This window comes from Devosia sp. Micro-HW1 (assembly GCF_056341075.1).
In genome coordinates this window covers 365,130-385,106 of sequence record NZ_CP094375.1, presented here as the reverse complement: position 1 = coordinate 385,106, position 19,977 = coordinate 365,130, and the positions used below count along the sequence as shown (strand labels likewise).

Here is a 19,977-nt window from a genome sequence, read left to right as displayed (position 1 = left end):
GAGGCCGGGACGAGCCCGGCCACAATATTGATGCGGAAGCAAAATCCGGTCGACCTATTCGGCAACCGTCCGCAGTTCCTGCCACACATCCTCGACGGCCTGCGTATACGGCACGGCGGTCTTGATCTCGACCGGCAGGGCCAGACTGCTGGCGGTCATGCGGCCCATCGCTGTCAGCAGCGAGAACGTCGCGATGGTCTTGCCGTTGGACGCGTTGATCAGCGCCTCGCGGGCGCTGGTGAGATCGGCCTGGGCATTGAGCACGTCGAGCGTGGTGGCAGCCCCGAGGTCGCGTTCCTGAATGACGCCATCGAGAACGGTATTGCTCGAGGTTACTGCGGCCTGAGCGGCGCTGATCTGGGCGTCAGCGCTCTGGATGCCTGTCCAGGCGGAAATCACTGCTTCGCGAATCTGGTCATAAGCGGACATGGCGTCCACTTCCGACTTGATCTGGTTGAGGTTGGCCTGGCGCACGCTCGAACCCATGCGGCCGCCCGAGTAGATGGGAATGGAAATCTGAAAGCCCATGGATGCCGAAAGACCGTCGCGGGCACCGCCGGACGGGCCGGTCCAGCTGCTGCCCACCTGACCGGAAACGCTGGCCGTGGCACCGAAGTAGCCGGCCTGGGCAATATCGCTGCTCGCCTGCGCGGCGCGAATGCTTGCCTTGGAGAGCAGGATGGCGGGGTGGCCTATCTCGGCCTCGGCAATCGCGGCGTCGATGGAGCGCGGCAAGAGGCTTGAATAATTGTGGCCCGTTGACAGGTTCTGCGGGCGCTGGCCGACGAGGCGCTGGAACGTCGCTTCGGCGGACTGGAGGGAACCGGCAGCGGCCTGCAGGGCCGCCTGGCCCTGTGCCAGACGGGCCTCTGACTGGGCCACGTCGATGCGCGTCCCCTCACCCACATCCAGACGATCCTGGGCGGACTGGAGCTGGGCCTGGAAGAAGTTGACGTTTTCCTGGCGCAGCGCCAGCAGCTCGCGGCCGCTCAACACCGACATGTAGGCCTGGATGACTTCGAGCAGGACATTCTGCTCGGTGTTGCGGATCTGGTATTCGGCGACTTCAGCAGCGGCGCGCGCGGCTTCAACCTGCGCAGCGGTCTTGTTGTTGTCGTAAATGGTCTGATTATAGGACAGGCCCGTCGTCAGCGAGAGGCTCGGATCAGTCCAGGAGCCCCCGATCAAAGCTGTCGACGTATTGCCGCTAATCTGGGCGCCAACGGTGGGCAGCATGCCGGACTTGGCCTGCACAATGCCTTCGGCCTGAGCTTTGGCGCTGAGCAATGCCGACTGCAGATCCGGGGCGTGATTGTAGGCGGCAGTCAGAGCCTGCGTGATCGATTGGGCATGGGCCGTTCCGACCGACGAGCATGCCACCAGCATGGCAAGCGTACTCGCCTTCAGAACTCCGCGAATCTTCATCAGACCAGCCTCCAGACCCCACCACTCTAATGCCCGGCAGATGGGGTATACAACAGACCCGGACAATCCCTACGGAACTTTAATATCAATGCGTTGGCCGACCGTGACCAGAACGCAACACAAATCTAGAAGACGAACTCCTCTGGGGACGGCCCGAGGTCAATAGAAGGCAGTGTCGCATTGAATCCGATTCGCCTGACGATACCTTGCTCTGCGTTAACAATTGTCAACGCGACCCCAACGGGACCCTGCCGCACCAGGCAGACCAGCCGCCCCAAGGGCGCCAATCGATCGACGAGCACATCCGGCACCTGTGCGACAGCGCCTTCCACGAGAATGACGTCGAAACGTGCGTCACGTGGAGTCGACAGATCGCCCTCGATGACAGTGACATTGTCTATTGCCAGTGCAGCCAAATTGCTGCGCGCGCGGGCGGCCATGGCCGCGTCCGGCTCGAGGGCGACAACCGACCGCGCAATGCCGGCCAGAACGGCGGTGGAATAGCCGGTGGCCGGGGCGTAATCGAGGACAGTGTCGGTTTCGGCAATTTCGGCCAATTGCACAAGGCGGGCGAAGACAGCCGGCGCCGGCAGGAAACGCCCCTGCCCCAGCGGGTGATGCGCATCGCTATAGGCCAGCGCACGACGCTCTTCGGGAACAAAGAGTTCGCGCGGGATGCGCCGCAGTACGGACAGCAGGCGCGGGTCAGTAACGGAACTGGTGGCGATCTGGTTGTCCACCATCGCCCGGCGCGCTGCTGTAGAGTCGTCCGTGTGCACCAAGAATTGTCCAAGCTGGCATATGCTGGCCGTGAATATGCCCAAGCCCGGTCCGAACGCAATACAATCAAGCGATGCGCGACATTATTGCTGTGCTAAGAATCTGACGCTTGCCGCTTTTCCTTGTCCGCCGGGGCCTTTTCGGGCTTGGGATCGACCGGCTGATCTTGGGTAGAGCCATCGGGGCGTCTGCCCAGATCGTCTATGTTGTCGTCCTTCTGCTCGCCTTTTGTCGTATCCAGCGGCGCGGCACGGGTTTCGGTCGTCATAGGGCTTCTCCTTCAAGACTAACGTGCCAACCCGCACGAGCCCCACCCGTTCCATCACGACAGGCAGCAAAAAGCCCCGGAAGCTTTCGCCTTCGGGGCTCTTATCGGTTCGCGATATTTTTCAATCACGTTCCAACACTAATACAACGGCCATCATCGGGGATGGTTCCTAAACGACATGCGGACAGGCGCCGGTGGAACCGCCGCTTTGAACAAACATTTGGGGAAGGATGGAGGCCGCGTCCGGAATCGAACCGGAGTACACGGATTTGCAATCCGCTGCGTAACCACTCCGCCACGCGGCCTCTGGGCGCCAGTACCTATTGGACGGCAAACGCTTATGCAATAGGTTCATTGGCATGCGGTGTATTTTCTGACGATCTCCTCGTGGGAGGTCATTCCAGGGCTCGTGCCGTCAGCCGCGTGAGGTCGAAAATGCAGTTCAAAGTGACCTCGGCCTATTATGACGAAGCCAGCAAGTATCTGCTCTATACCGCGACGGGAGAGCGCAACGGCGCCCGCTATACCGTTTCGTCCCGCGTCAAATGTCTCAAGCCGCCGAATACGCCGGAACGGCTGCATATGGTTGTGCTGCTGGCGCTGACGGACCAGTTCAAGCGGCCCAGCCCCTCAGGCAAGCGCGACTAGCCCCGACTCTGGCCGCAGCCCCCGAGAGCGACTAGCCTCTGGCGGCCAGAATCCGAGAATCGCCATGACATCCGACGCCATTACCCCGCCTCGCCGCGACTATGCCCAGCCGATATTTGCCGGGATTCTCGCTGCCGTGGTGGGCTCCGCCAGCACTTTTACGCTTGTCCTGGCTGCGCTGGCCGCCGCAGGCGCTTCACCACAACAAGCCGGCTCCGGGCTGTTCGCGGTTTGCCTCTCGATCGGCATCCTCAATATGGCCGTCGCTTGGCGCATCAGGACGCCGGTCAGCTTTGCCTGGACCACGCCTGGCATGGCCTTTCTGCTCACCGTTGGAGAACCCGTCGGCGGGTTTCCCGCGGTTGCCGGAGCCTTTCTTGTCTGCGCCGCGCTGATTGTGCTCACCGGGCTTATTGCGCCGCTCGGCCGCGCCATCGCGGCGATTCCGGCCAGCATAGCCAATGCCATGCTGGCCGGCATGTTACTGACGCTCTGTCTCGCGCCGATCAGGGCCCTGGAGGAGATGCCCTGGCACACCTTCCCGATCCTGGTTGTCTGGGCCCTCGGGCTGTGTTTCGCGCGCCGCTATGCGGTACCGCTGGCAGTGTGCGCCACGGCGATCGTGCTGGCGACAACGACGCATCTGCCAGCGGGAACCTTCGACGGGGCCTGGCCCATGCTGGTACCGGTCATGCCGGTATTCACCCTTGATTCCATCATTCGCATCGCCCTGCCGCTCTACGTCGTAACCATGGCCTCGCAAAATCTTCCCGGTATTGCAGTGATGAAGGGAAATGGCTTCGATCTGCGCCCGTCCCCTCTTTTCGTGCTGACGGGCCTCGCCAGCGGTGCATCGGCCTTCTTCGGCGGCCCGACCAGCAATCTTGCGGCTATCACGGCAGCCATCTGCGCCGGCCCGGAGGCCCATCCGGACAAGGATCGGCGTTGGCCGGCACCTGTTGCGGCCGGCTTCACCTATGTCCTCTTCGGCTTTACTGCGAGCCTGGCAGCCGCCTTCATCGCCGCGTCTCCACCGCTGCTCATCCAGGCCGTGGCCGGCCTGGCACTGTTTTCCAGTCTCGCAGGCGCGCTGGCCGCGGCACTCTCGCACGAAGACGCGCGATTGCCCGCTATCCTGACCTTTGTCACCACGGCTTCCGGAATCACCATTGTCGGTGTCGGCGCGCCATTCTGGGGGTTGATCGGCGGCATCGCACTGATGCTGCTGTTGAGAGCGCGTGAGCAGAAATGAGCGTTCACGCGCTGATCCTGGCTGGTGGACAGGGCAGCCGGCTGGGCGCTGTCCACAAGGACTTGCTCAGGATCGGAAGCCAGCGGCTGATTGATCGTGTAGCCGACAGGTTACGAGATATGAGCACCTCGCTTCTGGTCTCAACCGGGGGACAACGCGAAGTTCTGGTCGAGGGGGCCATCGCCCTGCCCGATCTCGACTTGCCCGTGGCCGGCCCTCTGGCGGGGCTGATTGCAGCGGCGGACTACCTCGCCCGATGTTCGCCGAGCGACATGCTCATTACCGTGGCGGTCGACACACCCTTCTTGCCGCGGGACTATGTGCGGCGACTCGTCGCTGCGCTGGATGGCGGCGCTTCGGCGGCACAGGCGGGATGGCGCGGTAATTTCTATCCGACCAACGCGATCTGGCGCCTCTCGGCTCTTTCCGGCCTGCCCGAACGAGCGCGCGCCGGCGACCTGCCGAACAGCCCAAAAGCGTTGCTGGCCAAGGCCGAAGCCGTGCAGGTCGACTGGTCGGATACCCATGGCCAGGACCCGTTCGCCAACCTCAATACACTGACCGACCTAACAGCCCTTGCTCGCCGGGCGTCTGCCGAGGGTCTGTGACAAGTTATTCACAAGCGGTGACATTGGGGGCTTGGCAAACCGGATCAGTTTGGGTACACGGACCTCGCCTTCGACAAGAGGGCGCACGAAAGTGTTCCGCGATAGCTCAGTTGGTAGAGCGTTCGACTGTTAATCGAATGGTCGCTGGTTCGAGTCCAGCTCGCGGAGCCATTTCCTTCCCTATTGCCTGAATAATGTGCACGAGCGATTGCTCTCGTGTGTTCGGTGGCGTAGGACGACGGACGAAACCGTTCCCTTAAGCGATTTTCCATGACCACGATTGCTGCCCCAACTGCGCACAATGCGCAGCGTACTGCCCTGTCGATCATCCTCTGTGTGAGCGGAGCGCACCTGCTCAACGACCTGCTGCAGTTCCTGCTGCCGGCGCTTTATCCGCTGCTCAAGGAAAATTACGGCCTCACCTATTTCCAGATCGGCATGCTGACACTGGGCCAGCAGATCACGGCCTGTTTCCTGCAGCCCATTTTCGGCCTGTCCGGCGACCTCAAGCCTAAACCCTACTGGCTGGCTGTCTCCATGGCGATCGTGGCCGCGGGCGTGGCGCTGCTTGCCGCCGCCAATGGATTCTGGCTGCTGTTCATCGCGGCCGTGGTCATGGGTACCGGCTCGGCCCTCTTCCACCCGGAAGCGTCGCGCGTTTCCCGCATGGCATCGGGCGGCCGGCTGGGATTTGCACAATCGCTTTTCCAGGTGGGTGGCAATGTGGGCACCGCCCTTGGCCCGCTGGCCGCCGCGCTAATTCTTCTGCCGCTGGGCCAGGACAGCATTTTCGGCTTCTTGATCGTGGCCGCCATTGGCTTCCTGCTTCTTTCCTATGTCGGCCGCTGGTTTGCCGACCACCAGCGGCAGGCCGCCTCGCGCCCTGCTGCGGCGATTGCGAAGCCGGCATTATCGCGCCAGCGCCTGATCATAGCCTTTATGGTCATCGGGGCACTGCTGCTGAGCAAGTTCATCTATATCGAGGGCCTCAAGAGCTACTATTCCTTTTTCCTGATCGAGAAATTCGGTCTCTCGGCGCAGGAAGCGCAATACTATCTCTTCGCCTTCCTGGGCGCGGTGGCGGCCGGCACCTTTATCGGTGGACCTGTGGGCGATCGCTATGGCCGCCTCGCGGTGATCTGGGTGTCGATCCTCGGCTCCCTGCCGTTTACCCTGGCCCTGCCCTACCTTGATCTCTTCTGGACATGCATCATGAGCATCATGGTGGGCCTGATCCTGTCCTCGGCGTTTTCGGCAATGGTCGTCTACGCACAGGAGCTGGTTCCGGGCAAAGTGGGCATGATCGCCGGCTTCGTCTTCGGCTTTGCCTTCGGCATTGGGGCGCTCGGTGCTGCAGTGATGGGCGGCCTGGCCGACTGGATCGGCATCATTCCAGTGTTTCAGATTTGCGCCTTCCTGCCTGCACTGGGTATTCTCACCATCTTCCTGCCCAAAACGGCAGAACTGCATCCCGAAAGGAAGCCGGCATGAGCATGGACGCTGACAACGAAAGCCAGATCACGCTGACGCGCACCATCGGCGCGCATGTCTCGGACGTGTTCTCGGCCTGGACCGATCCGGCGCTCATCGAGCAGTGGGAAGCCGACGAGGCGGAGTTCGACGCATTTGAAGGCGGCCAGTACCGCTTCGTGACATTTGCCGAGGACGACGACGAAGCTGATCACGAGGTCAGCGGCGAGGTCCTGACCTATGTGGAGGACCAGCGTCTCGTACTTTCCTGGATCCACAAGGACGAGGCTGAGGACAGCGAGCTGATCTTCGTTCTCGATATCGCCTTCAAGGCCGAGGGCGAGGACAGCACGACCATCACCCTGACCGAGCGCGGCCTGCCACATGCGGATGCACAGACCCGCATTTTTTCCATGGAAGCCTGGAGCGCTGCCCTCGAAGAGCTTGCCGAGTTGATGGAATAGGCTGATCCAATCCCGCCGGGCGCCCGTTATGACGCGGACGCCTGGAGGTTTGACTTGCCTACTGCTCTCGTGTGGCTGCGCAATGATCTGCGCCTGGCCGACAATCCCGCCCTCAGCGCCGCGACCAAGACCGGCGACCGCGTCGTAGCGGTCTATGTGCATGAGAGCGACGAGAGCCTGCGCCCCATCGGGGCGGCGGCACGATGGTGGCTGCACCATAGTCTTGTATCCCTGGGGCATTCTCTTGCCGGGATCGGCATCGAGCTAAGCGTGCTATCCGGACGCGCCGGCGACGTGCTCGCCGATATTGCCGGCGACCTGGATGTCCGCTCCATCCACTGGAACCGTCGTTATGGTCCGGCGGAACGCAACCTGGATGCTGGCATCAAGGAGCGGTTCAAGGCTGCAGGAATCGATGCGCAATCTCACTCGGGCAATGTTCTGGTGGAGCCCTGGCTGATCCAGACTGGTCACGGTCGGCCCTATTCGGTCTTCACACCGTTCTGGAAATCATTGCGGTCGATGAACATCGAAGATGCGCTTCCGCCCCCCACTGGCCGGACTATCAAATCCCGCTTCGTCGATGAAGAGTATGAACAGCCGGCCTGGGCGGAAAAGTTCAATGGCCAGTGGAAGATCGGCGAGGCCGCGGCGCAATCGAGGCTGGGCGAGTTCCTTGAGGATTGCGTGTCTTCCTATCCCGAGGGGCGCGACTTTCCAGCGCGCGCCGTGACCTCACGTCTCTCGCCGCATCTGCGGTTCGGGGAAATTTCCGCGCGGCAGATCTGGCACGCGGCCCAGGCGGTCATTCACATGCATCCCGACAAGGCCGGCGCAGTGGACAAGTTCCTGTCGGAACTGGCGTGGCGGGATTTCAGTCATCACCAGCTCTACCACCGGGCGGACATTGCCAGCGTGCCTATGCAGGAGAAGTTCGCAGATCTTCGCTGGCGGCACGCGCCCGCCCAGCTTGCGGCATGGCAACGCGGACAAACCGGATTGCCCGTAATCGACGCCGGGATGCGCGAGCTCTGGGAAACGGGGTATATGCACAATCGGGTGCGCATGCTGGTGGCGTCGTTCCTCACCAAGAACCTGCTGATTGACTGGCGCCAGGGAGAAGCGTGGTTCTGGGACTGCATGGTTGACGCGGACGCGGCGAACAATCCCGCCAGCTGGCAGTGGGTCGCCGGATGCGGGCTCGACGCGGCGCCCTATTTCCGGATCTTCAATCCGGTAACCCAGGGTGAACGCTTTGACCCCGGTGGCGACTATGTCAGGCGCTGGGTGCCTGAACTTACGCGCTTGCCGGACAAGTACATACATCAGCCTGGCAATGCCCCCGTGTCCGTTCTTGAACAGAGTGGCATTACGCTGGGTGAGAGCTATCCGCACCCGATCGTCGACCTCAAGGTGACGCGGGAACGGGCCCTCGCTGCGTTCGCGGCTCTGGGCACGGCTGCCAACGCCTGAGCGGTGGCGAAAAATATTCTCCGGGGAAGATGCGTAGCGACCGCCCCTTGCGCCGGACCGGGCGGGAGGGAAAAGCGCTGCTGAATAGTCGGCATACGACTTGCGACACTCGCCCTCCACACTTACGATAAGTGTCTGATCTTTCTGGATTTGCGCGCCTCCCGCCGCAAAGCCTCTGCGCAATCGGGCGCGACACAAGCAGAAATCCTGATATGGCCAAGCACGAAGACCTCATCTCCGCCATCGGCAATACGCCGCTGATCCGTCTCAACCGCGTTTCGACGCTGACGGGATGCGAGATTTGGGGCAAGGCCGAATTCCTCAATCCGGGCCAGTCCGTCAAGGATCGTGCTGCGCTGTTCATCATCCACGATGCGGTCAAATCCGGAAAGCTCAAGCCCGGCGGAACCATTGTCGAAGGCACGGCCGGCAATACCGGCATCGGCCTGACGCTGGTCGCCAATTCACTGGGCTTCAAATCGGTCATCGTCATCCCGGAAACGCAGAGCCAGGAAAAGAAGGACGCGCTACGCCTCTATGGTGCGGAGCTGATCGAGGTGCCGGCCAAGCCCTATCGAAACCCCAATAACTACATCAAGGTTTCGGGTCGCCTGGCGGAAAAGCTCAATGCGGAACTGCCCAATGGCGCCATCTGGGCCAACCAGTTCGACAACATATCCAATCGCCGCGCCCATATCGAAACCACGGGGCCCGAAATCTGGCAGCAGACCAACGGGCGGATCGACGGCTTCATCTGCGCCGTAGGCTCGGGCGGCACGCTGGCCGGCGTGGCGGAAGCGCTGCGCAGCCGCAACCCGGACATCAAGATCGGCCTCGCCGATCCGGAAGGCGCAGCGCTTTATGAGTATTTCGCTCATGGCGAGTTGAAATCCTCCGGCGACTCGATCACCGAGGGCATTGGCCAGGGGCGCATCACCGCCAACCTCGAAGGACTCAAGGTCGACCTGCCCTATCGCATTTCGGACGCCGAGGCCCTGCCCTACATCTACGACCTGCTTGAACATGAAGGCCTCTGTCTCGGTGGCTCCAGCGCCATCAACATTGCCGGCGCAGTGCGCATGGCGCGCGATCTTGGGCCGGGGAAAACGATCGTCACCGTGCTCTGCGACTACGGCAATCGCTACGCCAGCAAGATCTTCAATCCCGAATTCCTGCGCGGCAAGAACCTGCCCGTGCCGCCATGGATGGAAGGGCGTACACCAATCGATATTTCGAGCGTCATGGAGCAGGACGCCTGAGGCAAGGCGTCCCACCTATCCAGAGATTGTTGTGAACTCACAGCCTGCTAGAGTGTTTCTTCACGCCAGGCTGGAGTCCATCGATGCTCGGAATTGACGATTTCCTCAATACCGTAACGTCCGACCTGCACCTGGTAGCCCTGATCATGGGGCTCATCTACATCCTGGCCCTCATCTGCGCCGTGCGAGAAATCCTCAACTCCCGCACCTCGCAGGGCTCGATCGCCTGGCTTTTGTCGCTGCTGCTGCTCCCCTTCCCGACGGTGTTTCTCTACCTGATATTCGGGTGGAAGCTGTTCGACGACTATGCGACCGAGCGAATGGAGAATGGTCGCGCCGAACGCCCCCTGCGCGCCAGGGATCTGGCGCTAATCGACCGCGAGACTGACGCCAAGTGGCCGGTACAGGTCAATGTCTCCGAGCTGCCCTTCCTCAAGGGCAATGACGTCGAGCTGCTTGTCGACGGGACGGCGACCTTTGACTCGATATTTGCCGGTATCGAGGCCGCCAAGGAATACCTGCTTGTACAGTTTTACATCGTGCGCGACGACCGGCTCGGCCAGGAGCTGGCGGAGCGGCTGATTGCCAAGGCCAAGGAGGGCGTCGCCGTCTTTCTGCTCTATGACGACATCGGCAGCACCGGCATGCCCAAGGCCTACCGCAAGGAGTTGCGGGAGGCCGGTGTGAAGGTGTCGAGCTTCAACCGCCGGCACAAATTCCTCCGCGTCTTCGGCCCCACCCGCATCAACTATCGCAATCATCGCAAGATCGTCGTCGCGGACGGCAAGCATGCCTGGACCGGCGGGCACAATGTGGGTGTCGAATATCTGGGCGAGGACCCAAAATTCGGCCACTGGCGTGACACGCATGTGCGGGTCTCCGGGCCCGCAGCGCTGGGTTGCGCGCTTTTGTTCCGCGAGGACTGGGAATGGGCCACCGGCGAGCGCCTGCCCAACAACCCGCCCAAGGAGCTGGAGACGTTTGGCGACAATTCGGTGCTGGTGATGGGAAGCGGACCGGCTGACAAACTGGAAGAATGCGCAATCGCCTTCACCGACCTCATCGGTCGCGCCCGCAAGCGCCTGTGGATCGTCAGCCCCTATTTCGTGCCCGATACCGATATTCGCACGGCGCTGTTCGCGGCGCGGCTACGCGGGGTGGATGTGCGGATCATGCTCCCCGACAATCCTGATCATGCGCTGGTCTATCTTGCCAGCATTGCTCATGCCGACAGCATGGTCGCGCATGACATCGCGGTCTATCGCTATACCGATGGCTTCCTGCACCAGAAGGTGGTGCTGATGGATGACGACATGACCACGGTTGGAAGCGTCAATTTCGACAACCGCTCCTTTGCCATCAATTTTGAAATCACACTGTGGTTCACGGACAAGCAGGTGATCGATGATGTCGAGGCGATGCTGCTCAGGGACTTCAATTCCTGCCGGCAGGTGAGCCAGTCCGAGGTCGAGACACGACCCTGGCCGGTTTACCTGGCATCGCAGACCGCCCGCCTGTTTTCTCCGGTTCTATGAGCACGACGATGACCGAATTCCTGTTTCGAGACGACGCCTATCTGCAATCGGCCAGCGCAAGGGTACTGGCGGTGACGGAGGAGCGCGGCATCGTGCTGGACCGGACAGTGTTTTACGCGACATCTGGAGGCCAGCCCGGCGATAGCGGCCGGATCGTGCGCGCGGACGGGAGCGTCGTGGACATATCGACCGCCATTCATCCCGCGGGCGACAAGACGGCCATCGTGCATATTCCAGCGGAAATCTCGGACACGCCCCTGCCCGGTGAGGCAATTACTGTCGAGATAGACTGGGACAAGCGACACCGGCTGATGCGCATGCATACGGCGCTACATCTGTTGTCCGTGGTGTTTCCCTTCCCCGTGACAGGCGGATCAATCGGAGAGGATCGCGGCAGGCTCGATTTTGACATGCCTGATGTCCCCGAAAATCTCGCTGCACTGGAAGCGAAACTCAACGCCATGGTGGAGGCCGACCATCCCGTCACGACCGAATGGATCTCCGACGCCGAAATGGAGGCCCAGGCCGACCTCATCAAGACCATGAAGGTGAAGCCGCCCATGGGTCGGGGTCGTGTCCGGCTGGTGCGCATCGGCGACATCGACCTGCAGCCCTGCGGTGGCACGCATGTGTCCGGCACGGCCGAGATCGGGGCGTCGACACTGGGCAAGATCGAGAAGAAGGGCAAGCAGAACCGACGCGTGAGCCTGCACTTCGCCTGACGGCGAAGAGGCATTCTAGCGTATGGGTGGCGCGTAAAGCAGTCCGCCATTGCTCCACAGCGCATTCTGCCCGCGCAGCATGGCGGCGCCTGTCTGCGGACCAAAATGCCGATCATAAAGCTCGGAATAGTTGCCGACGGCCCGGATGGCGTCGGCCAGGAAAGTCTGCCTCAGGTTGAGACCGACGCCGAAATCGCCCTCGACGCCCAGGATGCGCCGCACGGCCGGCGTGCGGGCAGCGACGAGGGAGTCGATATTGAGGCTGGTGACACCCACCTCCTCGGCATTGATGAGCGCGAACATGGTCCAGCGCAGGATGTTGAACCACTGTTCGTCCCCATCGCGCACTACCGGCCCCAGAACTTCCTTGGAAATCCGCTCAGGCAGGATGCGATGCAGGTTTGGATCGGGCAGCTCGCGCCGGATGGCCTGCAACTGCCGGCCTGAGGCCGAAATGGCCTGGCAGAGACCTGCCCGATACGCCATGGCGAGGTCAGCGACATCCTCATAGGGCACGGGCCGATAGTCGGTCTGGTTGGAGAAGAAGAACTCGTCCAGGGCCTCGAGTTCGCCCAGGCCAGCAATGACGCAGACGCTGACATTGTCCAGCTCATAGGCCGAGACCACGCCCAGCGCCTGCGGCACGAGGAATGCCTGCCCATCGAAGAAAGTGGGAGTCACATAGCGCGCGCCATATTGCGTGTCCCGGCCCAATGTCCAGGCGCCGTTGCGCATGAGCACGTCGACCGCCCCGGTTTCGAGCGGCGCGAAGCGTGCTTCCCCACGATAAGAGCGGAATTCGATGAGATCGGGATTGCCGAGTACGGCCGCCGCCAGCCCCCGGCAAAGATCGACATCGAAGCCAGACCAGCGCCCATCGATGTCCTGCTGGGAAAAGCCCGCAAGTGGGCCACTGGAGCCACAGATGAGGAAACCACGCGCGCGCACCGCCTCAAGCGTCTGCGCACTGACCTGCTGCGCGCCCATTGCACATGCAAGGGCAATCCAAAACAGCAATTGTCTGAGCAGTTTGGTCACGCGCAGGCCTTCTGGGTTGCCGCACCATATTGTCCTGCAAGCATTAGGGGTCAAGCCGACGACCGGCTTGACCCCTGATATTTAAACTTTCAGCAAGTTAGGACTGCACTTAGCGCGGCCCTCGCCATTCGAGCATAGCTCTCCTGGCCTTCTCGCCTCAGATCGCTCCACTGGAGCGATTTGCCCTGCGGGACGGTTCGAAGTCAGTGAAGGATCTGGCTCAGGAAGAGCTTGGTGCGCTCGTGCTGCGGATTGGAGAAGAAGAGTTCCGGCTCGTTCTGCTCGATGATCTGGCCCTGGTCCATGAAGATCACGCGATTGGCGACCTGACGGGCAAAGCCCATTTCGTGGGTCACGCAGATCATGGTCATCCCGTCTTCAGCCAGATTGATCATCACCTCGAGCACTTCCTTGACCATTTCCGGGTCAAGCGCCGAGGTCGGCTCGTCAAACAGCATGATCTGCGGCTGCATGCAGAGCGAGCGCGCGATGGCCACGCGTTGCTGCTGACCGCCCGAAAGCTGACCGGGATACTTGTTGGCCTGTTCGGGGATCTTGACCCGTTCGAGATAGTGCATGGCAGTCGCCTCGGCCTCGGCCTTGGGAATGCCGCGCACCCAGATCGGGGCGAGCGTCAAGTTCTGCAGAATTGTCAGGTGTGGGAACAGGTTGAAATGCTGGAACACCATGCCCACCTCGCGGCGCACCTCGTCGATGCGCTTGAGGTCGGCCGTCAGTTCCGTGCCGTTGACGATGATCTGGCCTTCCTGGTGCTCTTCCAGGCGGTTGATGCAGCGGATGAGCGTCGACTTGCCCGAGCCCGAGGGCCCGGCAATGACGATGCGCTCGCCTTTCATCACCCGCAGGTTGATGTCGCGCAGGACGTGAAAGTCGCCATACCACTTGTGCATGTTGATCACATCGATGGCCACGTCTGTCGTGGAGACCTGCATATGGCTGGTGTCGATTTCGCGATCGACGGTGTTTTCGGAAGCCTGAGACATGGAGCTACCTCTTGTAGCCAGTGTTAAGTCGGTTCTCCATGTAGATGGAGTAGCGAGACATGCCGAAGCAGAAGACCCAGAACACCGCGGCGGCAAAGATGTAGCCGGTGGTTGCCGTATTGGCCGACTGCCACTCAAGTGCGGTGTCGTTCTTGGTCTTGACCGCTTCAAGCAGGTCTTTCATGCCGACGATGTAGACGAGCGACGTGTCTTTGAACAAGGCGATGGCATTGTTCACGATGCCCGGGATGACGTGCTTGAGCGCCTGGGGCAGGATGATGAAGAACATCTGCTTCCAATAACTCAGGCCAAGCGATGCGGCTGCTTCATACTGTCCCCGGGGAATGGCCTGCAGGCCACCGCGCACCACTTCAGCCATGTAAGCGGAGGTGAAGAGCGTGACGCCCACGAGCGCGCGGAGCAGCTTATCCACAGTCGTGCCCTGCGGCATGAACAGTGGCAGCATGATCGACGCCATGAACAGGATGGTGATCAGCGGCACCGCCCGGATCAGCTCGATGAAACAGACGCAGAGCGTCTTGATGATCGGCATTTTCGATTGCCGCCCCAGCGCCAGGACGATGCCGAGCGGGAAGGACAGCGTGATGCCGATCGCCGAGATCAGCAGAGTGATCAGCAGACCACCCCATTTCTCGGTCGGGATCGGGGTGAGCCCGAACACGCCGCCAGCCAGCAGGAAATAGCTGACAACGGGATAGACAAGCAGGAGCAGGATGGCGTTGGTCCGCTTGAACGGCACCTTGGGAATAAGGAGCGGGATGAGCAGGGCCGCACCCAGTGCAAAGACGATATTGGGACGCCATTGCTCGGGGATGTCGTAGAAGCCGTAGATGAAGAACTCCATCTCCGACCAGATATAAGCCCAACATGCCCCCGCGGTTTCCATGCGGCATTCTTCGACCGTGCCATTGATGCCGACGGCATTGCCGAAGAGGAAGCCCCACAAAGGCGGGATGACCCACAGCAGGAACAGCGCCGCAAAGAACGTCAGGATGGCGTCTGCCGGCGTTGCGAAGAGGTTCTTGCGCAGCCAGGCACCGGCACCGCTTGTGCGGGTGGGCGCCGGCCGGGCCTGCTCGATGTCGGAACGAACGAAGCTGATGTCTGTCACGATACGCTCCTACCGTTCCACCAGCTTCACGCGGCCATTGTACCAATTCATGATGGCCGAGGTGAGCAGCGAGAGGGTGAGATAGACCAGCATCACCATGGCGATACACTCGATGGCTCGACCGGTCTGGTTGAGTGTTGTGCCGCCGAAGACGTTGACCAGCTCGCCATAACCAATGGCCGCGCCGAGCGAGGAGTTCTTGGTCAGGTTGAGATACTGGCTGGTCAGCGGAGGCACGATCACCCGCATGGCCTGAGGAATGACGACAAGCCGCAGGCGGTCGCCGTCCTTGAGGCCCAGTGACTGGGCCGCTTCGGTCTGGCCACGATTGACCGACTGGATGCCGCCGCGCACCGTCTCGGCGATGAAGGCGGCGGTATAGATGGTGAGGCCGAACACCAGCGCCACGAATTCAGGTGGCAGTTGCAGACCGCCCCTGAAGTTGAAGCGCTCGAGCACCGGGATTTCGAAAGCCAGAGACGCACCGGTCGACCAATAGACCAGAGCCGGTACACCGACGATGATGAAAATCAGCAACGCCAGCGGGAAGCGGGCCTCGCTCGAAGGGCGGGTCAGCGCCGTGCTGTAGGCTATGCCGCCCATGACGAGGCCGATGCCCGCACTCGCAATGGCGATGAAGAGCGGGGGAACCCAGCCGAACATGAAGCCGACGACCGAATCGAGCACCACAAAGGCAAGTGCGAAGATGAGTACGCCCCTCGCAATTGGTGCAAAGCGTGTTACCGACAGGACCGCGATCACCAGAGCTATCACCGCCGGCAGCAGGATTGGCACGCCCAGCGGCACGACCACGGTGAACACCAGGAACAGCGCAAAGAACGCCAGCAGGAAGGTGACTACGGCATCGGCGGCCTTGCCGGCCAACACGAGCGGATTGGGGTATCGACCTGTCTTGGTGCGCGTGCGGGTCGCCCAGATGCCAAGGCCAATAGCGCCCACCAGGCACACTACGATGGCGATCATCACCAGCGTGAATTCCTGATCCGGCATAGGCCGGGGCACCATGATGCCGCGCTGGTTGATGAAGGAGTTGAACGGCAACTCGATCGACTGCCGCACTGCCGGCATCGCCTTGAGCACGGCGAAGTACCAGAAGAACAGCTGCAGCAGCAGCGGAATGTTGCGGATGACTTCGATATAGACCGTCGCCAGGCGCGCGATGAGGAAATTGCTCGAAAGACGCGCGATGCCGATGGTGAAACCGAGCATGGTCGCGAAGACAATACCGATGGCGGCAACCAGCAGCGTATTGAGGATGCCAACGATAAAGGCTTCCCAATAATAGGATGCGCGAGACCACGGCCAGAGCGGCGAGAAACTGATGTCGAAGCCGGCTGTCCTCCAGAGGAAGTCAAAGCCGGTCGTCTTGTTCTGCGCAGCCAGATTGGCCGCGGTGTTGTTGATGATCCAGAGAAAGAAGGCGATGACCAGCGCAGCTACCACGGCCTGGTAGATGTAACCCCGGATCACCGGGTCATTGAAAAAGCTGGTCCTGGGGGCAGGTTGATGCCCCGTATCAAGTGTCGTCATGTGGCTGTCCCTTGGCCGCAATGAGCCTCTGCCCGCGCCCGAGGGCACGTCAGTCGACAGAACAAACAGTGCGGCGCTCCACCTGGGAGCGCCGCACAAATTTGATCAGTTTAGCGGATCGGCGGGGCGTACTGGATGCCGCCGTCTTTCCAGAGGGCGTTCAGGCCACGTTCCAGACCAATCGGGGTATCCGGACCAACGTGCTTTTCGTAGGATTCTGCGTAGTTACCGACGAGCTTGACGATCTGGTAGGCCCAGTCGTTTTCCACGCCCATCGGAACGCCGAATTCGCCTTCGACGCCGAGCAGACGCTTGATGGCCGGGTTATCCGAGCCGAGCATTTCGTCGACATTGGCCGAGGTCACGCCGAGCTCTTCAGCTTCGAGCATGGCGAAGTAGGTCCAGCGAGCGAGGTTGAACCACTGGCCGTCACCAGCGCGAACCACCGGGCCAAGGGGTTCCTTGGAGATGATTTCGGGCAGGATGATGTGTTCGGCCGGATTGGCGAACTTGGAACGCTCAGCGGCCAGAGCCGAAGAGTCAGTGGTGTAGACGTCGCAGCGGCCGTCTTCGTAGGCCTTCACCACTTCGTCCTGATCCACGAACACGACGGTGTTGAATTCCATGCTGTTGGCAGCAAAGTAGTCAGCAGCGTTCAGCTCGGTGGTGGTACCGGATTCGATACAGATGGCGGCGCCGGAGAGATCGAGAGCGGAGGTGATGCCGTCGGCCTCACGCACCATGAAGCCCTGGCCGTCATAGAACATGGTGCCGACGAAGCTGATGCCCAGCTGGGTATCGCGGCTCATGGTCCACGTGGTGGTGCGCGAAAGAACGTCGATTTCACCAGCAGACAGAGCGGTGAAGCGTTCCTGGCTGGTCAACGAGGTGTAACGAACCGCGTCAGCGTCCTTGAAGATCGCGGCAGCCATGGCGCGGCAGAAGTCAACTTCGAGGCCGGTCCAAACATTGTTGGAATCGGGGGCGGAGAAGCCCGGGACACCGCCGGTCACACCGCACTGGACATAGCCCTTGGCCTTGACGTCATCGAGGATGGCCGCCTGGGCGGCCGTCGCCCCGAGGCCCAGCGAGGCCGCGAGTGCGATCGATACGAGCGCTTTTTGCATTATTTTGCCTTTTGTTTCCTGACCCTGTGTTTCGGAGCCGACAAATGGTCCCTCAGCTCCGAGAGCACCACTGCCTTTGTCTGGCAGTTTGGATGCTGATAAGCATGCAAGCCTCTATTCCCATCAACGTCAAGGGCAGAAGGCGCGTTGGGTCAGCAAACCTGTCTCTAATTTAGCCAACCGCCCCCAATTGATACCTTTTTGAGCACCGAGCCTAGCATGCATGATCATCAAACCGGCAAACCCCGCCTTCCCTCGATGGAGACCGTTCTCACCCATGCTGGGCGGGCTCCAGAGGACCAGTTCGGATTCGTGAATACGCCGGTCTATCGCGGCTCGACCGTCCTGTTCAAAACGCTGGCCGACCTGGATGCCCAGTCACAGCGCTTCCTCTATGGCCGCGCCGGGAATCCAACGACGGAAGGAGTCGAATCGATCGTCACCGAGCTGGAGGGTGCCCATCGGACCAAGCTGGTTCCATCAGGCCTGGCCGCCATCACCATTGCGCTCATGTCCTGCCTCAAGACCGGCGACGATGTGCTCATTACCGACAGCGCTTACGAACCCGGCCGGAAGTTCTCGGATGGCTTCCTCCAGCGCATGGGCGTCAGTGTTCGCTATTACGATCCGCGGATCGGCGCGGGCCTGGCTGACCTGATGTTACCCAATACGCGTGCCGTTCTGGCGGAAAGCCCGGGCTCGCTGACTTTTGAAGTTCAGGACATCCCTGCCCTTGCCGAAGTCGCCCATGCCGGCGGCGCGCGCCTCATCGTCGACAACAGCTGGGCCAGTCCCCTCTACCACCGGCCCCTTGCTCTGGGTGCCGACATCGTCGTTCATGCCGCGACAAAGATGTTCGTGGGGCACTCGGATGCCTTTGCCGGGACGATTTCGACCAAGAAGGAGGCCTGGGCCGATGTCGAGCGCATCCGCACTCTGCTCGGCTTCTTCACCTCGGGCGATGATGCCTACCTGGTGTCGCGTGGGCTCAAGACGCTTGCCATCCGCATGAAGGAGCACCAGGAGCGTGCCCTCGAGATCGCCGCCTGGCTCGAACAGCAGGATCTGGTCACGCAGGTGCTGCATCCGGCCCTGCCGAGCCACCCGGACCACGCGTTGTGGAAGCGTGATTTCACCGGCTCGGGCAGCCTTTTCAGCTTTGTCCTCGCCCCTGCCCCGCGCTCGGCGGTGGCAGCGCTCGTCGATCACCTCAAGCTCTTCACCATGGGATATTCCTGGGGCGGCTATGAAAGCCTGCTGCTGCCGGTGGCCATCAAGACGGCGCGCTCCGTCCATCCGTGGAGCGACGAGGGCAATCTCATCCGCGTTCATATCGGCTTCGAGGGCACCGAAGACCTTAAGGCCGACCTGGCTGACGGGCTGGAACGTTATCGCCGCGCGCGCTGAACCAACTGGTTCAGGCCGGTCAATGGTTTGAGCACCATGCGGCCATCCGATTCCTGGGCAAACAGCCAGTTCCGGCGCGCGAAAAAGTTGCGCACCAGATAGGCCCCGAGCATGCCGACCAAAATTCCGGCGAACACGTCCGTGGGATAGTGCATGCCCACGGGCACGCGTGACATTGCGACGACCAGGCCCACCACCATCAGCACGGGAAAGAGGGGCGGCACCATAAAGCCAACGACGAAGGCCGTAGCGATGGCAGTCGCCGAATGGCCACTGGGAAAGCTCTGAAACTGCCAGTCGTTGAACAGGTTCTGAAAGGCAAACGCACCTGATGCCTCAAATTCCGAGGGTCGACCGCGCCCGACGAGGCGCTTGAGCAGATTGGTGATGAGACCGGGGACGCCGACCCCGAGGAAGACGAAGGTGGAAATCAGGGCCAGTTCGCCCGTTGCCTGCTTCCAGACGCCCTGAGTCGGCACCGTCGCCAGACCGAACAGAATCGCCAGCACCAGGCTGGGAATCAGGATCCAGTCCGAAAGGCCATAGTCGGTGATGAAGAAAAACGGGGCGCGCCACTGGTCGGGCCACTCGATGGCGCCGCGCGAGGCCGCAACATCAATGCTTGCCAAAATGGCCAGGACGACCACGATGGCGATGAGAAAGTAGGGCCAGGAGCGGCGATCAAGGCCCAGCGGCCACGGCTTTTGAAGATCGAACATGGCGAACTTGTCCCCTGTCTCGATTGCCCGCGTCAAGTCGGGCAAGACAGCGCATGCGGCCTTGCCCTTTGTGCCCGAACAGGCTAACGGAAGGG

19 protein-coding genes and 2 tRNA genes are annotated in these 19,977 nt (G+C 61.5%); 11 read left to right on the top strand and 10 right to left on the bottom strand.

Going from position 1 to position 19,977, the window contains the following annotated elements; all coding sequences use genetic code 11:
• Window positions 1-54 precede the first annotated feature (54 nt).
• From MQW79_RS01770 to MQW79_RS01755, 4 genes are all read right to left on the bottom strand, one after another.
• Window positions 55-1,425, bottom strand: coding sequence for a TolC family outer membrane protein (locus MQW79_RS01770; protein ID WP_476586469.1), 1,371 nt, complete (start codon window positions 1,423-1,425; stop codon window positions 55-57).
• Between the two features lie 125 nt (window positions 1,426-1,550).
• A complete protein-coding gene (locus tag MQW79_RS01765; protein WP_476586468.1) occupies window positions 1,551-2,168 on the bottom strand; it encodes a protein-L-isoaspartate O-methyltransferase family protein in 618 nt (205 codons plus the stop codon).
• Between the two features lie 131 nt (window positions 2,169-2,299).
• Window positions 2,300-2,473: a hypothetical protein gene (locus MQW79_RS01760; protein ID WP_476586466.1), complete on the bottom strand. Its 174-nt coding sequence runs from the start codon at window positions 2,471-2,473 to the stop codon at window positions 2,300-2,302.
• 231 nt (window positions 2,474-2,704) lie between these two features.
• Window positions 2,705-2,778: transfer RNA gene (locus tag MQW79_RS01755), tRNA-Cys, on the bottom strand.
• A gap of 130 nt (window positions 2,779-2,908) precedes the next feature.
• Here MQW79_RS01755 and MQW79_RS01750 point away from each other — a divergent pair.
• From MQW79_RS01750 to MQW79_RS01705, 10 genes are all read left to right on the top strand, one after another.
• Window positions 2,909-3,121, top strand: a complete 213-nt coding sequence (locus MQW79_RS01750; protein WP_476586465.1) for a hypothetical protein — start codon at window positions 2,909-2,911, stop codon at window positions 3,119-3,121.
• A gap of 64 nt (window positions 3,122-3,185) precedes the next feature.
• The gene (locus MQW79_RS01745; protein ID WP_476586464.1) at window positions 3,186-4,373 is read left to right on the top strand and encodes a benzoate/H(+) symporter BenE family transporter; all 1,188 of its coding nucleotides are present in this window, start codon (window positions 3,186-3,188) and stop codon (window positions 4,371-4,373) included.
• Complete coding sequence (gene mobA, locus MQW79_RS01740; protein WP_476586463.1) at window positions 4,370-4,981, top strand: molybdenum cofactor guanylyltransferase; 612 nt, start codon at window positions 4,370-4,372, stop codon at window positions 4,979-4,981. Before MQW79_RS01745 ends, mobA begins: the two co-directional genes overlap by 4 nt.
• Before the next feature lie 95 nt (window positions 4,982-5,076).
• Window positions 5,077-5,152, top strand: a tRNA-Asn gene (locus MQW79_RS01735).
• 99 nt (window positions 5,153-5,251) lie between these two features.
• Window positions 5,252-6,472, top strand: coding sequence for an MFS transporter (locus MQW79_RS01730; RefSeq protein ID WP_476586462.1), 1,221 nt, complete (start codon window positions 5,252-5,254; stop codon window positions 6,470-6,472).
• Window positions 6,469-6,915, top strand: coding sequence for an SRPBCC family protein (locus MQW79_RS01725; protein ID WP_476586461.1), 447 nt, complete (start codon window positions 6,469-6,471; stop codon window positions 6,913-6,915). The genes MQW79_RS01730 and MQW79_RS01725 overlap by 4 nt, the downstream gene beginning before the upstream one ends.
• A gap of 54 nt (window positions 6,916-6,969) precedes the next feature.
• On the top strand, window positions 6,970-8,388 hold the full coding sequence (locus tag MQW79_RS01720; RefSeq protein WP_476586460.1) for a cryptochrome/photolyase family protein: 1,419 nt from the start codon (window positions 6,970-6,972) through the stop codon (window positions 8,386-8,388).
• 212 nt (window positions 8,389-8,600) lie between these two features.
• On the top strand, window positions 8,601-9,647 hold the full coding sequence (locus MQW79_RS01715; RefSeq protein ID WP_476586459.1) for a cysteine synthase A: 1,047 nt from the start codon (window positions 8,601-8,603) through the stop codon (window positions 9,645-9,647).
• Between the two features lie 83 nt (window positions 9,648-9,730).
• Window positions 9,731-11,182, top strand: a complete 1,452-nt coding sequence (gene cls, locus MQW79_RS01710; RefSeq protein WP_476586458.1) for a cardiolipin synthase — start codon at window positions 9,731-9,733, stop codon at window positions 11,180-11,182.
• Window positions 11,183-11,190: 8 nt separating this feature from the next.
• Window positions 11,191-11,904: an alanyl-tRNA editing protein gene (locus MQW79_RS01705; protein ID WP_476586457.1), complete on the top strand. Its 714-nt coding sequence runs from the start codon at window positions 11,191-11,193 to the stop codon at window positions 11,902-11,904.
• 15 nt (window positions 11,905-11,919) lie between these two features.
• Here the strand turns inward: MQW79_RS01705 and MQW79_RS01700 are convergent, their stop codons facing one another.
• The 5 genes from MQW79_RS01700 to MQW79_RS01680 all read right to left on the bottom strand — a co-directional run bounded on the left by MQW79_RS01700 (window position 11,920) and on the right by MQW79_RS01680 (window position 17,756).
• Window positions 11,920-12,942 (bottom strand): amino acid ABC transporter substrate-binding protein, encoded by a 1,023-nt coding sequence (locus tag MQW79_RS01700; protein WP_476586456.1) that lies wholly within the window; start codon window positions 12,940-12,942, stop codon window positions 11,920-11,922.
• Window positions 12,943-13,145: 203 nt separating this feature from the next.
• Window positions 13,146-13,946: an amino acid ABC transporter ATP-binding protein gene (locus tag MQW79_RS01695; protein WP_476586455.1), complete on the bottom strand. Its 801-nt coding sequence runs from the start codon at window positions 13,944-13,946 to the stop codon at window positions 13,146-13,148.
• A gap of 4 nt (window positions 13,947-13,950) precedes the next feature.
• A complete protein-coding gene (locus MQW79_RS01690; protein WP_476586454.1) occupies window positions 13,951-15,078 on the bottom strand; it encodes an amino acid ABC transporter permease in 1,128 nt (375 codons plus the stop codon).
• A gap of 9 nt (window positions 15,079-15,087) precedes the next feature.
• A complete protein-coding gene (locus tag MQW79_RS01685) occupies window positions 15,088-16,629 on the bottom strand; it encodes an amino acid ABC transporter permease (RefSeq protein ID WP_476586453.1) in 1,542 nt (513 codons plus the stop codon).
• 110 nt (window positions 16,630-16,739) lie between these two features.
• Window positions 16,740-17,756 carry an amino acid ABC transporter substrate-binding protein gene (locus MQW79_RS01680; RefSeq protein ID WP_476586452.1) on the bottom strand — a complete coding sequence of 339 codons (1,017 nt, stop codon included), beginning with the start codon at window positions 17,754-17,756 and terminating at the stop codon, window positions 16,740-16,742.
• A gap of 219 nt (window positions 17,757-17,975) precedes the next feature.
• On the opposite strand from MQW79_RS01680, the gene metC reads away from it, so the two are divergent.
• Complete coding sequence (metC, locus tag MQW79_RS01675; RefSeq protein WP_476586451.1) at window positions 17,976-19,163, top strand: cystathionine beta-lyase; 1,188 nt, start codon at window positions 17,976-17,978, stop codon at window positions 19,161-19,163.
• Here metC and MQW79_RS01670 read toward each other — a convergent pair.
• Window positions 19,145-19,882, bottom strand: a complete 738-nt coding sequence (locus tag MQW79_RS01670; RefSeq protein WP_476586450.1) for a phosphatase PAP2 family protein — start codon at window positions 19,880-19,882, stop codon at window positions 19,145-19,147. The two genes, metC and MQW79_RS01670, sit on opposite strands and share 19 nt — an antisense overlap.
• Window positions 19,883-19,977 lie beyond the last annotated feature (95 nt).

Excerpts from the sequence above, each read along its gene's own strand:
- MQW79_RS01730 (WP_476586462.1), top strand. The coding sequence starts at position 5,252 with ATGACCACGATTGCTGCCCCAACTGCGCACAATGCGCAGCGTACTGCC.
- MQW79_RS01680 (WP_476586452.1), bottom strand. The coding sequence starts at position 17,756 with ATGCAAAAAGCGCTCGTATCGATCGCACTCGCGGCCTCGCTGGGCCTC.
- MQW79_RS01750 (WP_476586465.1), top strand. The coding sequence starts at position 2,909 with ATGCAGTTCAAAGTGACCTCGGCCTATTATGACGAAGCCAGCAAGTAT.
- MQW79_RS01760 (WP_476586466.1), bottom strand. The coding sequence starts at position 2,473 with ATGACGACCGAAACCCGTGCCGCGCCGCTGGATACGACAAAAGGCGAG.
- cls (WP_476586458.1), top strand. The coding sequence starts at position 9,731 with ATGCTCGGAATTGACGATTTCCTCAATACCGTAACGTCCGACCTGCAC.
- MQW79_RS01765 (WP_476586468.1), bottom strand. The coding sequence starts at position 2,168 with ATGGTGGACAACCAGATCGCCACCAGTTCCGTTACTGACCCGCGCCTG.
- MQW79_RS01715 (WP_476586459.1), top strand. The coding sequence starts at position 8,601 with ATGGCCAAGCACGAAGACCTCATCTCCGCCATCGGCAATACGCCGCTG.
- MQW79_RS01705 (WP_476586457.1), top strand. The coding sequence starts at position 11,191 with ATGACCGAATTCCTGTTTCGAGACGACGCCTATCTGCAATCGGCCAGC.
- MQW79_RS01695 (WP_476586455.1), bottom strand. The coding sequence starts at position 13,946 with ATGTCTCAGGCTTCCGAAAACACCGTCGATCGCGAAATCGACACCAGC.
- MQW79_RS01770 (WP_476586469.1), bottom strand. The coding sequence starts at position 1,425 with ATGAAGATTCGCGGAGTTCTGAAGGCGAGTACGCTTGCCATGCTGGTG.
- MQW79_RS01670 (WP_476586450.1), bottom strand. The coding sequence starts at position 19,882 with ATGTTCGATCTTCAAAAGCCGTGGCCGCTGGGCCTTGATCGCCGCTCC.
- MQW79_RS01745 (WP_476586464.1), top strand. The coding sequence starts at position 3,186 with ATGACATCCGACGCCATTACCCCGCCTCGCCGCGACTATGCCCAGCCG.
- MQW79_RS01685 (WP_476586453.1), bottom strand. The coding sequence starts at position 16,629 with ATGACGACACTTGATACGGGGCATCAACCTGCCCCCAGGACCAGCTTT.
- mobA (WP_476586463.1), top strand. The coding sequence starts at position 4,370 with ATGAGCGTTCACGCGCTGATCCTGGCTGGTGGACAGGGCAGCCGGCTG.
- MQW79_RS01725 (WP_476586461.1), top strand. The coding sequence starts at position 6,469 with ATGAGCATGGACGCTGACAACGAAAGCCAGATCACGCTGACGCGCACC.
- metC (WP_476586451.1), top strand. The coding sequence starts at position 17,976 with ATGCATGATCATCAAACCGGCAAACCCCGCCTTCCCTCGATGGAGACC.